General features: G+C 64.3%; 12 protein-coding genes. 11 read left to right on the forward strand and 1 reads right to left on the reverse strand.

The genetic code is table 11. The annotated features are described in order from the left end of the window. The first annotated feature begins 3 nt into the window (after positions 1-3). The 11 genes from BMZ97_RS11100 to BMZ97_RS11150 all read left to right on the forward strand — a co-directional run bounded on the left by BMZ97_RS11100 (position 4) and on the right by BMZ97_RS11150 (position 12,172). Positions 4-960 carry an ABC transporter permease gene (locus tag BMZ97_RS11100; RefSeq protein ID WP_092168472.1) on the forward strand — a complete coding sequence of 319 codons (957 nt, stop codon included), beginning with the start codon at positions 4-6 and terminating at the stop codon, positions 958-960. Between the two features lie 57 nt (positions 961-1,017). Then, positions 1,018-1,959, forward strand: a complete 942-nt coding sequence (locus tag BMZ97_RS11105) for a sugar ABC transporter substrate-binding protein (protein ID WP_092169011.1) — start codon at positions 1,018-1,020, stop codon at positions 1,957-1,959. Between the two features lie 151 nt (positions 1,960-2,110). Continuing rightward, the gene (locus BMZ97_RS11110; RefSeq protein WP_092168475.1) at positions 2,111-2,893 is read left to right on the forward strand and encodes an ATP-binding cassette domain-containing protein; all 783 of its coding nucleotides are present in this window, start codon (positions 2,111-2,113) and stop codon (positions 2,891-2,893) included. A 4-nt stretch (positions 2,894-2,897) separates the two neighbouring features. Then, the gene (locus BMZ97_RS11115; protein ID WP_092168479.1) at positions 2,898-3,824 is read left to right on the forward strand and encodes a nucleoside hydrolase; all 927 of its coding nucleotides are present in this window, start codon (positions 2,898-2,900) and stop codon (positions 3,822-3,824) included. A 35-nt stretch (positions 3,825-3,859) separates the two neighbouring features. Beyond that, on the forward strand, positions 3,860-4,381 hold the full coding sequence (locus tag BMZ97_RS11120) for a hypothetical protein (RefSeq protein ID WP_092168483.1): 522 nt from the start codon (positions 3,860-3,862) through the stop codon (positions 4,379-4,381). A gap of 229 nt (positions 4,382-4,610) precedes the next feature. Further along, positions 4,611-6,206 carry an ABC transporter substrate-binding protein gene (locus BMZ97_RS11125; RefSeq protein ID WP_280141735.1) on the forward strand — a complete coding sequence of 532 codons (1,596 nt, stop codon included), beginning with the start codon at positions 4,611-4,613 and terminating at the stop codon, positions 6,204-6,206. 136 nt (positions 6,207-6,342) lie between these two features. Beyond that, positions 6,343-7,959: an ABC transporter substrate-binding protein gene (locus tag BMZ97_RS11130; protein WP_092168487.1), complete on the forward strand. Its 1,617-nt coding sequence runs from the start codon at positions 6,343-6,345 to the stop codon at positions 7,957-7,959. A 159-nt stretch (positions 7,960-8,118) separates the two neighbouring features. Beyond that, positions 8,119-9,129: an ABC transporter permease subunit gene (locus BMZ97_RS11135; RefSeq protein ID WP_092168490.1), complete on the forward strand. Its 1,011-nt coding sequence runs from the start codon at positions 8,119-8,121 to the stop codon at positions 9,127-9,129. A gap of 13 nt (positions 9,130-9,142) precedes the next feature. Beyond that, positions 9,143-10,054, forward strand: a complete 912-nt coding sequence (locus BMZ97_RS11140) for an ABC transporter permease subunit (protein ID WP_092168493.1) — start codon at positions 9,143-9,145, stop codon at positions 10,052-10,054. A gap of 115 nt (positions 10,055-10,169) precedes the next feature. Then, positions 10,170-11,195 carry an ABC transporter ATP-binding protein gene (locus tag BMZ97_RS11145; RefSeq protein ID WP_092168496.1) on the forward strand — a complete coding sequence of 342 codons (1,026 nt, stop codon included), beginning with the start codon at positions 10,170-10,172 and terminating at the stop codon, positions 11,193-11,195. After that, positions 11,192-12,172 carry a peptide ABC transporter ATP-binding protein gene (locus BMZ97_RS11150; RefSeq protein WP_092168499.1) on the forward strand — a complete coding sequence of 327 codons (981 nt, stop codon included), beginning with the start codon at positions 11,192-11,194 and terminating at the stop codon, positions 12,170-12,172. Before BMZ97_RS11145 ends, BMZ97_RS11150 begins: the two co-directional genes overlap by 4 nt. Positions 12,173-12,369: 197 nt before the next feature. Here the strand turns inward: BMZ97_RS11150 and BMZ97_RS11155 are convergent, their stop codons facing one another. Further along, on the reverse strand, positions 12,370-13,584 hold the full coding sequence (locus BMZ97_RS11155; RefSeq protein ID WP_092168502.1) for an extracellular solute-binding protein: 1,215 nt from the start codon (positions 13,582-13,584) through the stop codon (positions 12,370-12,372). Between the last annotated feature and the right edge of the window lie 155 nt (positions 13,585-13,739).

Genomic DNA, 13,739 nt, shown 5'->3' on the forward strand with positions numbered 1-13,739 from the left:
GCCGTGCTCGGGCTCAACTGGCGCGATGTGGTCGGACATTATGGCACGGCGATCGCCGGGCTCGTCCTGATCGCCTTCTTCCTAGTTTTCGCGCCGAATTTCGCCAGCGCGACCAATCTCGTCAATGTGCTGAAGGATACGAGTTTCCTCGCCATCCTGGCGCTCGGCTTCGCGCTCGCCTTCACCGTCGCCGAGCTCGATCTCTCGATCGCCGAGACGGCGAGCCTGGCGGCCGTCGTCTGCGGCTGGCTGATCCAGTCGCAATATCCGCCCATCGTCGCCGTCGCCGCTGCGATCGGCGTCGGCGGTGCGCTCGGCGCGTTCAACGGTTTCGGTGTCACCGTGCTGCGCATCCCCTCGCTGATCATGACGCTGGGCACGGCGGCGATCGCCAAGGGCCTGGCCTTCATGATCACGCAGGGCATCGCCTTCGTCGGGCGCTGGCCGGTGGGTTTCACCGGCTTGGCGCGCGGCACGTCCTTCGGCATTCCCAATCTCGTCCTCTGGATGACGGCGGTCACGCTCTTCGCCTATGGCCTGGTCAAATGGACCCGCACCGGCGCGCATATGGTGGCGACCGGCGAGGCCGATGAAGCCGCCCGGCTCGCAGGCATCGCGACGGGCCGCATGAAGCGGATCGGCCTCCTGCTGACCGGTCTCTTCGCCGGCATTACGGCCATGCTGCTGGCGGCGAGCCTGTCCTCGGCCGCGCCCAATATGGCGGGCGATTATCTGCTCTATGCGATCGCCGCCGTGCTGCTCGGCATGACCATGTTCGAACCCGGCAAGCCCAATGTGCCGGGCACGGTCTTCGCCGCGCTGGTGCTGAAGGTTCTCGGCAATGGCTTGGTCATGATGGGCGCACCCTATTACGCTCAGGATATCGTTCTCGGCGTCATCATCATCGGCTCGGTCGCCTTCTCGGCCAGCGCGATGAAGAAGGCGGCGTTCCAAGTCTAGCGACGTTCATGGTCTAAAAGACAGGGCAAGTTCTAAAAGACAGGGGGAGTGTTCATCATGTCAGGGTTTCGCAAATTCCTGGTCGCGACCGCGACGCTGATCGCGCTTTGCCAATCGGCTGGGGCCTTCGAGGTCGGCGTCATCGGCTTCCAGTTCTCCTCGGAGACGCATGCGCGCGTCGCCAATGCCGCTGCCGCCGCCGCCAAGGCCAAGGGTTGGGGCGTGACGCTTTTGAACTCGGAGGGCTCGCTGCCCAAGCATGCCGAGCAGTTCGACGCGCTGATCGCCAAGAAGGTCGACGCGATCATCATCGCCATGGGCAAGCCGGTCGAGGCCGACGCCCAGTTCAAGGCGGCCAAGGACGCCAAGATCCCGGTGATCACCGTGCAGTCGGGCGCAAGCCCGCATGCACTCTTCGACATCCAGAGCAATGAATACAAGATCGGCGCCGATGCCGCGCTCTATCTGCTTGGCCAGCTCGGCTATCAGGGCAACATCGTCACCGCCCGCTTCGACCTCAACGTCGCCTCGCGCATCCGCGGCAAGGTGCTGGACAATGTTCTGGCCGAGAACCAGGGCGTGAAGGAGCTCGGCAAGTTCTCGATGGCCCGCACCCAGAGCTGGAGGGACGATGTCCGCGCCGGCATGCAGGCGCTGCTGCTGCAGAACCAGGGCAAGATCAATGGCATCTGGGCCTCCTTCGACGGCCAGGCCTACATCATCGACGACCTGCTGCAGGCCCAAGGGATCAAGAAGGGCCAGATCCCGCTGATCTCGGTCGATGGCGGCAAGGAAACCTATGCCCGCATCGCCGACCCGGCCTCGACCTTCACCGCGACGGTCTCGATCCCCTTCGAGGAGATGGGCAAGCAGGCGGTCGACGCGATCCAGACCATCGTCATCGACAAGAAGCCGAAGGAGGCGGTGACGAGCGGTCCTTATCTCTTCACCGAGGCCGTGCTGGTCGACAAGACCAATGTCGACAAGTTCCTGAAGTGAGCTCTTGCCTTCTCCCCTCGGGGGAGAAGGTGGTAGCGCGAAGCGCTGACGGATGAGGGATGTCACACATGCCCTCATCCGTCCTTCCCTCATCCGACCCGGCTGACGCCGGGCCACCTTCTCCCCCGAGGGGAGAAGGAAGGAGCGCGTGATGTCCACCCATAGCCTCGACAATCTATCCACTCCCCTCCTCTCGCTGCGCGGCGTCAGCAAGAGCTATGGCGCCGTCGCCGCCGTGCGCGAAGTCGATCTCGACATCTTCCCCGGCGAGGTCGTCGCGATCTGCGGCGACAATGGCGCGGGCAAGTCGAGCCTGATCAAGGTCATCTCCGGCGCGGAGGAGCCGACCTCCGGCACCATCCAGATGCGCGGCAAGCCTGTCGTCTTCGCCTCCCCGCACGATGCCTTGAGTCACGGCGTAGCGACGATCTACCAGGATCTCGCCCTCGCCCCGCGCCTCTCCATCGCCCAGAACGTCTTCATGGGCTCGGAGCTGACGAGGCCGGTCTTGCTGCCCTTCCTGCGTGTGCTCGACAAGGCGCGGATGCGCGAGCAGGCGCGCGGCTTCCTCTCGCAGCTCTCGGTCACGGTCGCCGACATGGACCGCCCGGTGGAGCGGCTCTCCGGCGGCCAGCGCCAGGCCGTCGCGATCTCGCGCGCCCTGCGCTGGAACGCGGAGATCATCATCATGGACGAGCCGACGGCGGCGCTCGGCGTCAAGGAGACAGCGCTGGTGCTCGACCTGATCCGCAAGCTGAAGGCGGACGGGCGCACCGTGATCCTGATCAGCCACAACATGCGCGATGTCGTGGCGCTGGCCGACCGGGTCGTGATCATGGGAGCGGGCCGCAAATATGTCGACCAGCCGATCGGCGATCTCAGCGCCGACGACATCGCCCATATGATCATGAGCGGCAACGCCAAGGCGGCCTGAAGCGATGCGCGAGACGATCGTCATCGACACCGATCCCGGCCAGGACGATGCGGTTGCCCTGCTGCTCGCCTTCGCCAGCAGCGACCAGCTCGATCTGCGCGCCATCACCACCGTCGCCGGCAATGTCCCGGTCGACCAGACGACGGCGAATGCGCTGCGCATCCGTGAGCTCGCCGGCACTGGGACGCCCATTCATCGCGGTGCGGAAAGTCCCCTGCTCTTCCCGCTCGAAACCGCCGAATTCGTCTGCGGGCCGGACGGGCTGGCCGGCGCCCATCTGCCGCCACCCCAAAGCGAGCCCGCACCCTGCCATGCCGTCGAGGCGATCATCGCACTCTGCCGCACCGCGCCCGATGACAGTGTCACGCTCTGCCCGCTCGGGCCGCTGACCAATCTCGCGCTCGCCTTCCGCCTCGCACCCGACATCCTGTCGAAGGTGAAGCGCATCGTCTCGATGGGCGGGGCGCTCGGGCTCGGCAACATGACGCCGGCGGCCGAGTTCAACATCTATGTCGACCCCCATGCCGCCGCGATCGTCTATGCTTCAGGCCGGCCGATTGTGATGATGGGGCTCGGCGTGACGCATCAGGCGATCGCGAGCCATGAACAGGTCGCCGCGATCGGCGCGCTCGGCACCGCGACCGGCAAGGCGATCCACGGCATGCTGACACGGCCGCGGCCTGGTGGGCTCGGCACGGCCGGCCACCCGATGCATGACCCTTGCGTCATCGCCTTCCTGCTTTGGCCCGAACTGTTCGAGGGGCGCGATTGCTTCGTCGCGGTCGAGACCTCGGACGGCTCCCAGCGCGGCCGCACGACGATCGACTGGAACGGCCGGCTGAAGCGCCCGGCCAATGCCCATGTCGTCGCGGGCGTGCAAGCGCACGAACTGTTCGAGCGCATGACCGCGCGCCTCGCTACCCTCCCCTGACCGGAAGCCGTCGGCACGCCCTCAAGGAAACCTGCATGTCCCATTTTGTCGAAGAGCTTCAGCAGGAAGCGGCTGGCGCCATCGCGCGCATGAAGCAGGCCGCGCTCGCCGCCCGCCATATCCACGCCCGTGCCGAATTGATGCGCCATATGCTGACGACCGCGAAAAAGGTCGCTGGCAAGCCGAAGGCCGAGGCTGTGGAGACCGTCGTGGGCGAGTGGATGCAGGCTTGGAATCTCGAGCGCACGCAATGGCCCCATATCGCCCGCGAGATGGAGGCTTTCACCGAGGCCTTCCACGACTACGCCAACACCCCCTCGGACGCGCATGACGCCATTCTGCGCCAGAGCTGCGAGGCTCTGGATGCAGTGCTCGCCCGCGAGGGCACCTCGATCTCCGACCAGATGGCCTGGCGCTCGCAATGCGCCCATGGCTGGTGGGACAAGGTCAGCCCGACGCCGACCGACCTGCCGGGCAGCAAGCCGCGCCCGTCGATTCCGCAGCCGGCAGCCAACACGCCGTTCTGGGATCAGGCTTGCGCCGATTTCTGTCGTTGAACCGGCCGACACGACGATCCCGTGCCATACATCTGAGCCATTTGGATAAGACGCCCTGCCTTACAACCCCCGCAAATCTGCTACCCAGCTTGCTCGCATTCCAATAAGCTCCGTCCCAATCGGGACCAAGTTCCGGCCGGGCCGAGGCTCGCGCCATGGTCCCATGAAAGATCGGACGGAGTTGGGCATGAACGACCCTGAACCGTGCGATCACAAACTGGGGAAGCTGATCATGAAGAAGATTCTGTTGGCCACGCTCTCGGCGTCGGCCTTGATGGCGGCGCAGCCGCTGATGGCCAAGACCCTGGTCTATTGTTCCGAAGGCAGCCCCGAGAATTTCGCGCCAAGCATCAACACGACCGGCACCTCCTTCGACGCCAACACCCAGATCTACGACACCATCGTCCAGTTCGAGCGCGGCGGCACCAAGGTCGAGCCGGCGCTTGCCCAGAAATGGGATATCTCGCCGGACGGGCTGACCTACACCTTCAGCCTGCGCAAGGGCGTGAAGTGGCACAACACCCGCGCCTTCAAGCCAACGCGCGACTTCAACGCCGACGACTTCATCTTCATGATTGACCGGCAGTGGAAGGAGAGCGACCCCTATTACAAGGTCACCAGCTCGAACCACTCCTATTTCAACGACATGGGCATGCCCAAGCTGTTGAAATCAGTCGAGAAAATCGACGACTACACCGTCAAGATCACGCTCAACCAGCCCGAGGCGCCGTTCCTCTCTGACCTCGCGATGCAATATGCCAGCATCCAGTCGAAGGAATATGCCGACGCCATGCTCAAGGCCGGCACGCCTGAAAAGATCGACCAGGATCCGATCGGCACCGGCCCGTTCTCGCTGGTGCAGTATCAGAAGGACGCGATCATCCGCTACAAAGCCTTCCCGGATTACTGGGCCGGCAAGGCCAAGATCGACGACCTGATCTTCGCGATCACGCCTGACGCCTCTGTCCGCTGGGCCAAGCTCCAGAAGGGCGAATGCCATGTCATGCCCTATCCGAATCCGGCCGATCTCGAAGCGATGAAGAAGGACGCCAATGTCCAGATCCTGGAGCAGCCGGGTCTGAACATCGGTTATCTCGCCTACAACACCACCAAGAAGCCCTTCGACGACGTCAAGGTCCGCCACGCAGTCAACAAGGCGATCAACAAGCAGGCGATCATCGACGCGGTCTATCTGTCGAGCGGCATCGCCGCGATCAACCCGATCCCGCCCTCGATGTGGTCCTATAACGAGACGATCAAGGACGATCCCTATGATCCGGCGGCGGCCAAGAAGGAGCTGGCCGAGGCCGGCTATCCGAACGGGCTGGAGATCGACCTCTGGGCGATGCCGGTGCAGCGTCCGTATAATCCCAACGCCAAGCGCATCGCCGAATTGATGCAGGCCGACCTCGCCAAGGTCGGTATCAAGGCCGAGATCAAGACGTTCGAATGGGGCGAATACCGCAAGCGCCTGCAGGCAGGCGAGCACCAGACCGGCATGTTCGGCTGGACCGGCGACAATGGCGATCCGGACAACTTCCTGCACACGCTGCTGGGTTGCGCTGCCTCCAAGAACAACGGCGGCAACGTCGCGAAGTTCTGCTACCAGCCCTTCGAGGATCTGGTGCTGAAGGCCAAGACGATCTCCGATCCGGCGCAGCGCACCGAGCTCTATCGGCAGGCGCAAGTGATCTTCAAGGAGCAGTCACCCTGGTTTACCATTGCGCACGCAGTGCAGTTGAAGCCGATCCGCAAGGAGGTGAAGGACTTCAAGCTTTCGCCCTTCAGCCGCCATGTCTTCTACGGCGTCGACATCACCAATTGAGGCCTTGGCCCGCCTGATGCATTGACGGCTGGGCGCGGCTTTCGAGCCGCGCCCGTTTTACTAGAGCGGTTTTGTCAAAGGCGGAAACCGGTTCTCGCGTCCTGCTCTGCCTTTGATTGTCTTCGGAGAGACCACAATGTCCGTTCGCATGTTCGCCGCCGCGGCGGCCTTTGGCCTGAGCGCCCTTCTGCAGCCGAGTACGGCTGGCGCGCAGGCGCTCGTCGTCTGCTCCGAGGCCAGCCCCGATTTCCTCAACCCGCAATTCTCGTCGCAGAACACGGCTTATGATGTCGCGGCGCAGATCTACGACAAGCTGGTCACGACCGAGCGCGGCGGCTCCCAGATCATTCCGAGCCTCGCCGAATCCTGGACGATCTCGGATGACGGGCTGGTCTACACCTTCAAGCTGCGCCGCGGCGTGAAGTGGCACTCCAGCAAGATCTTCACGCCGACGCGCGACTTCAACGCCGACGACGTGATCTTCACGATCACGCGGATGTTCGACGAGAACCACCCCTATTACAAAGTCGGCGGCTCGAATTATCAGTTCTTCGGCGAGATCGTGAAGCCGAGCCTGAAGGCGGTCGAGAAGCTCGACGACTACACCCTCAAGGTTACGCTGACCAAGCCTTACGCACCGCTCCTGAGCGCGCTCTCGGTCGAGCCGATGTCGATCCTTTCGGCCGAATATGCCGATGCGATGATGAAGGCGGGCACGCCCGAGCAGGTCAATCAGGCGCCGATCGGCACCGGCCCCTTCTCCCTCGTCGTCTATCAGAAGGATGCGACGATCCGCTTCAAGGCGGTGCCGGACCATTGGACCAAGGCCGTCGGCAATCGCGACCGCATGGCGCTGGTCAGCGATCTGATCTTCGTGATCACGCCCGACGCCTCGGTGCGCTACGCCAAGGTCAAGTCCGGCGAATGCCAGATCGCGCGCTATCCCAATCCAGGCGACCTGCCGGCGATGCGGGCCGACCCCAACCTGACCATGCTCTCGGGCAGCATTGCCGATCAGAGCTTCCTCGCCTTCAACCAGCAGAAGAAGCCCTTCGACGACAAGCGCGTGCGCGAGGCGCTGGTCTACGGCACCAATATCCCCGCCATCATCGACGCCGTCTATCAGGGCACCGGCAAGCAGGCGGCAGCGCTCGTGCCGCCCTCGCTCTGGTCGCATGACGACGCCTTGAAGCCGCGCCCTTACGACCCCGAGAAGGCCAAGGCCCTGCTCGCCGAGGCCGGCTACCCCAATGGTTTCAAGACCGTGCTCTGGGCCATTCCGGTGGTGCGCGCCTATATGCCCAATGGCCGTCGCGCCGCCGAATTGATCCAGGCCGACTGGGCCAAGATAGGCGTCCAGGCCGAGATCCAGAGCTATGAATGGGGCGAATATCTCAAGCGCGGCCGTGCCGGCGACCATGAGGTCGGCATGTTCGGCTACACCTGGGATTATCCCGATCCGAGCCAGATCCTGCTCTCGGGCTGGCATTGCGACGGCGTCAAATCCGGCGCCAACCGGGCGCGCTGGTGCAACAAGGAGTTCTCCGACCTCCTGACCAAGGCCAACACGATTACCGACCAGGCCGAGCGCACCAAGATGTTCGTGCGCATGCAGGAGATCTTCCAGGAGGATGTCGGCGGCTTGCTCTTTGCCAATGCGCAGGCTTTCACGCCGGTGCGCAAGGACGTCAAGGACTACAAGATCCACTTCTTCGGCGGCCAACCCTTCGTCGGCGTCTCGCTGACGAAATGACTTGAGAAACCGGGCGCGGGCCTCTCAAAGCCGCGCCCGGATTGCCTAATCCACAGGCAGGATTTGCAGGCACGCTCGACCTCGTTGTAACAGGACCAAATAAAATCTGTCGCGACGATCGGTTCACGCGGCGAACAGGCCGACAAGACTGGGGCTCCGATGCTTCGCTTCATCCTCACACGCGTCAGCCTCGTGATCCCGACTTTCATCGGCATCACGATGCTGGCTTTCTTCCTGATCCGGCTCGTGCCTGGCGATCCGATCGAAACCATGGCCGGCGAGCGCGGCATCGACGCGACGCGCCATGAGATGCTGCGCAAGGAGCTCGGCCTCGACCAGCCGCTGCTGGTCCAGTACGGCATCTATATCGGCCGCGTGCTGCATGGCGATCTCGGCAAGTCGATCGTCACCCGCGAGAGCGTGATCTCGGAGTTCAACGCGCTCTTCCCGGCGACGATCGAACTCGCACTCTGCGCCATCTTCATCGCGCTGGCGATCGGACTGCCCGCCGGCATCATCGCGGCGGTCAAGCGAAACTCCATCTTCGACCACGGCGTGATGGGCCTGTCGCTGACAGGCTACTCAATGCCGATCTTCTGGTGGGGCCTGCTGCTGATCCTGCTGTTCTCGGTCCAACTCGGGATCACGCCGGTCTCAGGCCGCATCGCGGTTCAATATTACATCGAGCCCGTCACCGGTTTCCTCACCGTCGACAGCCTGCTGGCGGGCGATTGGGACGCCTTCAAATCGGCGCTGTCGCATCTCGTCCTGCCCTCGATCGTGCTCGGCACCGTGCCGCTCGCCGTGATCGCGCGCATGACGCGTTCGGCCATGCTGGAGGTGCTGGGCGAGGACTATATCCGCACTGCGCGCGCCAAGGGCATGGCGCCTTTGCGCGTCGTCGGGCTGCATGCCCTGCGCAACGCTTTGATCCCGGTGATCACGGTCATCGGCCTGCAGGTTGGCGTGCTGTTCACCGGCGCGATCCTGACCGAGACGATCTTCTCCTGGCCGGGCATCGGCAAATGGCTGATCGAGGCGATCAGCCGGCGCGACTACCCGATCCTGCAAGGCGGCACGCTCCTGATCGGCGTCGTCGTGATGAGCGTCAATCTGTTCGTCGATCTGCTTTACGGCCTGATCAACCCCCGCATCCGCCATGCACGCTGAGGGGCTCTGAACCATGACCACCGAAACCCTGGAAGCCCCGAGCGTGACCGTCCCTGCCGGCGCCCCGCCCCATCCCTTGCGCGAGTTCTGGAGCTATTTCAGCGCCAATCGCGGCGCGGTTGCCGGCCTCATCGTCATCGTGCTCGTGCTGCTGGCGGCCGTCTTCGCCGAGGTGCTGGCGCCGCATTCGCCCTATCTGACCAACAACGCCGTCTTCCTGAAGCCGCCGGCCTGGCAGGAAGGCGGCTCGTGGAGCTATCCGCTCGGCACCGACGCGATTGGCCGCGACATCCTTTCGCGCCTGCTCTATGGCGCGCGCCTCTCGCTGGTCATCGGCATCGCCGTGGTGGCGCTCGCCATGGCGCTGGGCATCGTGCTCGGCCTGGTCGCGGGCTTCTTCAAGGGCATCACCGAAATCATCATCATGCGCTTGATGGACATCGTGCTGACGATGCCGAGCCTGCTGCTCGCCATCGTCATCGTCGCGATCCTGGGGCCGGGCCTGATGAACGCGATGCTGGCCGTCGCGATCGTGGTGCTGCCGCATTATGTCCGGATCACCCGCGCTGCCGTCATCGCCGAGACCTCGAAGGACTATGTCGTCGCCGCCAAGGTCAGCGGCGCAGGCACCCTGCGCTTGATGTTCAGCGAAGTGCTGCCCAACTGCACCGCTCCCTTGATCGTGCAGGCGACGCTCGGCGTCTCCACCGCGATCCTGGACGCCGCGGCGCTGGGCTTCCTCGGCCTGGGCGCGCAGCCGCCGACGCCGGAATGGGGCACGATGCTGGCCGATGCGCGTGAGTTCGTGCTGCGCGCCTGGTGGGTGGTGACGTTGCCGGGCCTGGCGATCCTGATCACCGTGCTCGCTTTCAACCTGCTCGGCGATGGCTTGCGCGACGCCCTCGACCCCAAACTGAAACGCTAGAGCCGGATGATTTCAGGTCGGATCGACCTGAAATCTGAATCCGTCTCTACAACTAAGGAGTGAGCATGATGTCGTCCGAAAACCGGTTCCCACTTTTCGGCATCATGCTCTAGCCATGCCGCTGCTCGAAATCGAGAATCTGAGCGTCGAGTTCCCGACCTCCGCCGGCACGCTGAAGGCCGTCGACCGCATCAGCCTGACGCTCGACGAGGGTGAGATCCTCGGCGTCGTCGGCGAGTCCGGTTCCGGCAAGAGCGTCACCATGCTCGCGCTGATGGGCCTCGTCGCCTATCCCGGCAAGATCACCGCCGACCGCCTGATGTTCGGCGGACGCGACCTGCTCGCCATGTCCGATCGGGAGCGTCGCAAGCTCACCGGCAAGGATGTCGCGATGATCTTCCAGGAGCCGAGCACGAGCCTCAATCCCTGCTTCACCATCGGCTTCCAGATCGCCGAGACGCTCAGGAAGCATGAAGGCATGGACGGCAAGACGGCGCGCCGACGCGCGATCGAACTGCTCGAGCAGGTCGGCATTCCCGCTCCCGAGAGCCGGATGAAGGCCTATCCGCACCAGTTGTCGGGCGGCATGAACCAGCGCGTGATGATCGCCATGGCGATCGCCTGCAATCCGCGCTTGCTGATCGCCGACGAGCCGACCACCGCGCTCGACGTCACCATCCAGGCGCAGATCCTCGATCTCCTGATCTCGCTGCAGCGCGAGCGCGACATGGCGCTGGTCCTGATCACCCATAATATGGGCGTGGTCGCCGAGACGGCGCAGCGCATCATGGTGATGTATGCCGGCCAGATCATGGAGGAGCGCAACGTCGCCTCGCTCTTCGCGGCCCCGCAGCACCCCTATTCCGCCGCGCTGCTGGCCGCCCTGCCCGAGCGCAGCGAAGGCGAGCACCGGCTCGCCACCATTCCCGGCATGGTGCCGGGCCTGCATGACCGGCCCAAGGGCTGTCTGTTCAGCCCGCGCTGCGCCTATGCCACCGACCATTCCCTCCTGGTCCAGCCGGAGCTGCGGCCCTGGCAGGACGGGCAGATCCGTTGCCACTACCCGCTCGGCGATCCGCAGCGCGACGCCCTGCGCGCGGCCGGCGGCAATCAGCTCGCGGCCCCGGAGACGACGCCGTGACAAACCCGGTCATCGATGCGCGCGAACTGACGCAAACCTATCCGGTCAAGCGCGGCCTGTTCCGCGCTCCGGCGAGCCTGCAAGCCGTCAGCCGCGTCTCCTTCACAGTCGACCCCGGCAAGACACTCGCCGTGGTCGGCGAATCCGGCTGCGGGAAATCGACGCTCGCGCGGATGGCCACCCTGATCGAGACCCCGACATCGGGCGCGCTGACGCTCGACGGCCTCGACGCCATCCACCCGCCGTCTTCCGAAAGGACGAGGCTGCGCCGTACGGTGCAGATGGTCTTCCAGAACCCTTACGGCTCGCTCAATCCGCGCAAGCGCATCGGCGCGATCCTCGAGGAGCCGCTGCTGATCAACACCAAGCTGAGCAAGGCCGAGCGCACCGAGAAAGCGCGCGCCATCATGGCCAAGGTCGGCTTGCGCCCGGAGCATTACAGCCGCTACCCGCACATGTTCTCGGGCGGCCAGCGCCAGCGCATCGCGATCGCCCGCTCGCTGATCCTGTCGCCGAAGCTGCTGGTCGCCGACGAGCCGGTTTCGGCGCTCGACGTCTCGATCCAGGCCCAGGTGCTGAACCTGCTCGCCGATATCCAGGACGAGTTCGGGCTGGCCTATCTCTTCATCTCGCATGATCTCGGCGTCGTCCGGCACATCGCCCATGACGTGATGGTGATGTATCTCGGCCATGCCATCGAACATGGCCCCAAGCAGGCGATCTTTGCCCGGCCCCTGCACCCTTACACCCAGGCTCTGCTCGCCTCGACGCCGCGCGTCACCACGGAAAAGCGCGAGCGCATCGTGCTGAAAGGCGAATTGCCCTCGCCGCTGAACCCGCCCAAGGGCTGCGTCTTCTCGACCCGCTGCCCGCATGTGACGGATCTCTGCCGCAGCGAGCGCCCGCCGGCCCGGGAGCTCGACCAACGCCTGGTCGCCTGCCACTACGCCGAGCGCTTCCTCGCGCAAGCCGCCTGAGCCGAGAGACCGAGCCCATACGAAAAAAGCGGCGCGGATGAACCGCGCCGCCTTCTTGTTTTAGGCCAGAGCATTGCGCGAAAAAGTGGGTACCGGTTTTTCGCAAGAGCAATGCTCTCAACTCATGGAATCGATCACGGCGCTTTCGGACGTAACTGTCCGAAAGCGCCGTGATCTAGAGCCTACCAGCGGAAGAGCTATTTCCGCTTGGTACCGACTTCCTCGTCCCAACGGCGGAAGGCCACGACCATCTTGTCGGGCGTCAGCGGCGTCTCGATCGGATTATTGGCGATCAGGTCGGCATATTCGGGCCGGCCATATTCGGCGATCGCCTTCTGGCTGCTTTCGGGCGCCATCGAGAGCGGCACGTCCTTCACGGCCGGGCCCGGATAGAAATAGCCCTCGTCATAGGTGAAGGCTTGCTGCGCCGGCGTCATCGTGTGGCTGATGAGGTCGAGGATGACGGCGAGCTTCTCGCTGGAAACGCCCTTGGGCACGAACATGTATTGGGCGTCGGAGACCCAGTGGAAGCCCTTGAGCGCCTGGATCTTGGCTTCCTTCGGCACGATGCCCAGCGCACGCGGATTGATGTCCCAGCCGGTGGTCGAGACGATCATGTCGCGCGAGCCGTCGCCGAGCTCCTTCATCGTCGCGCCGGTGCCGGTCGGGTAGTATTCGACGTTCTGTCCGAGCTCCTTGAGATAAGCCCAGGTCTTGTCCCAGCCATTGACCGGGTCCTTGGGATCCTTGTCGCCAAGCAGATAGGGCAGCCCCATGATGAAGGTGCGGCCCGGGCCGGAATTGGCCGGACGGGCATAGAGGAAGCGGTTGGGGTTCTGCTTGGTCCAGGTCAGCAGCTCCTCGACCGTGGTCGGCGGCGTCTTGACCTTGGCCGGCATGTATTCGAGCAGCGGACCGGAGGGATAGTAGACCACGCACATGCCCTGGCCGCCGCCGAGATTATGCATGTCGAGCGCGGCCTTCAGCAGGATCTTGGTCGGATCGGGCAGCGACGCCGCATGAGCCGGCAGGAGCGGCTCCCAAAGATTCTGCTCGATGCCGGCAGCGAGCGCATCCAGGCCGCCGATGATGAGGTCGATATCGACCCGGCCAGCCTCCTGCATCGCCTTGATCTTGCCCGGCAGCTCCGGCGCCGGCGCCTTGGTGAAGGTCATGCGCGAGACCAGATTCTTCTTGGCGTCGCGATAATTCTCGAGCGGCTTCTGCAGCAAAGCGAGCGCGCCGCCGACATCGATCACGCTGATCGCAACCGGCGATTTCGGCAGCGCCGGTGCCTGCGCGAAGGCGCCCGTCGCACCCAGCGCCGGCAGGGTCGCCAGCATGGCTGCGCCGCCTTCGACGAATTGCCGGCGTGAAGCGCCCGGCTTTCTTGTCCTCTGATCGTCTGTCATTGTGTGTCTCCCTTGCTTGGTTGTTTCGTCAGGCCGGAACTCCGTCGAGTCAGGCCCGACGTCCTTGGCCGCAGCGCCGAGGCGGATGCGGAAATGAAATGGCGCGTTGTCGCGCCGCGCACTTGTCGAAGCTCGCAGCGTCCCGATACATCGCC

It is taken from the genome of Allobosea sp. OK403 (assembly GCF_900113835.1).
Classification (GTDB): domain Bacteria; phylum Pseudomonadota; class Alphaproteobacteria; order Rhizobiales; family Beijerinckiaceae; genus Allobosea.

Excerpts from the sequence above, each read along its gene's own strand:
- BMZ97_RS11105 (WP_092169011.1), top strand. The coding sequence starts at position 1,018 with ATGTCAGGGTTTCGCAAATTCCTGGTCGCGACCGCGACGCTGATCGCG.
- BMZ97_RS11110 (WP_092168475.1), top strand. The coding sequence starts at position 2,111 with ATGTCCACCCATAGCCTCGACAATCTATCCACTCCCCTCCTCTCGCTG.
- BMZ97_RS11115 (WP_092168479.1), top strand. The coding sequence starts at position 2,898 with ATGCGCGAGACGATCGTCATCGACACCGATCCCGGCCAGGACGATGCG.
- BMZ97_RS11120 (WP_092168483.1), top strand. The coding sequence starts at position 3,860 with ATGTCCCATTTTGTCGAAGAGCTTCAGCAGGAAGCGGCTGGCGCCATC.
- BMZ97_RS11130 (WP_092168487.1), top strand. The coding sequence starts at position 6,343 with ATGTCCGTTCGCATGTTCGCCGCCGCGGCGGCCTTTGGCCTGAGCGCC.
- BMZ97_RS11135 (WP_092168490.1), top strand. The coding sequence starts at position 8,119 with ATGCTTCGCTTCATCCTCACACGCGTCAGCCTCGTGATCCCGACTTTC.
- BMZ97_RS11140 (WP_092168493.1), top strand. The coding sequence starts at position 9,143 with ATGACCACCGAAACCCTGGAAGCCCCGAGCGTGACCGTCCCTGCCGGC.
- BMZ97_RS11145 (WP_092168496.1), top strand. The coding sequence starts at position 10,170 with ATGCCGCTGCTCGAAATCGAGAATCTGAGCGTCGAGTTCCCGACCTCC.
- BMZ97_RS11155 (WP_092168502.1), bottom strand. The coding sequence starts at position 13,584 with ATGACAGACGATCAGAGGACAAGAAAGCCGGGCGCTTCACGCCGGCAA.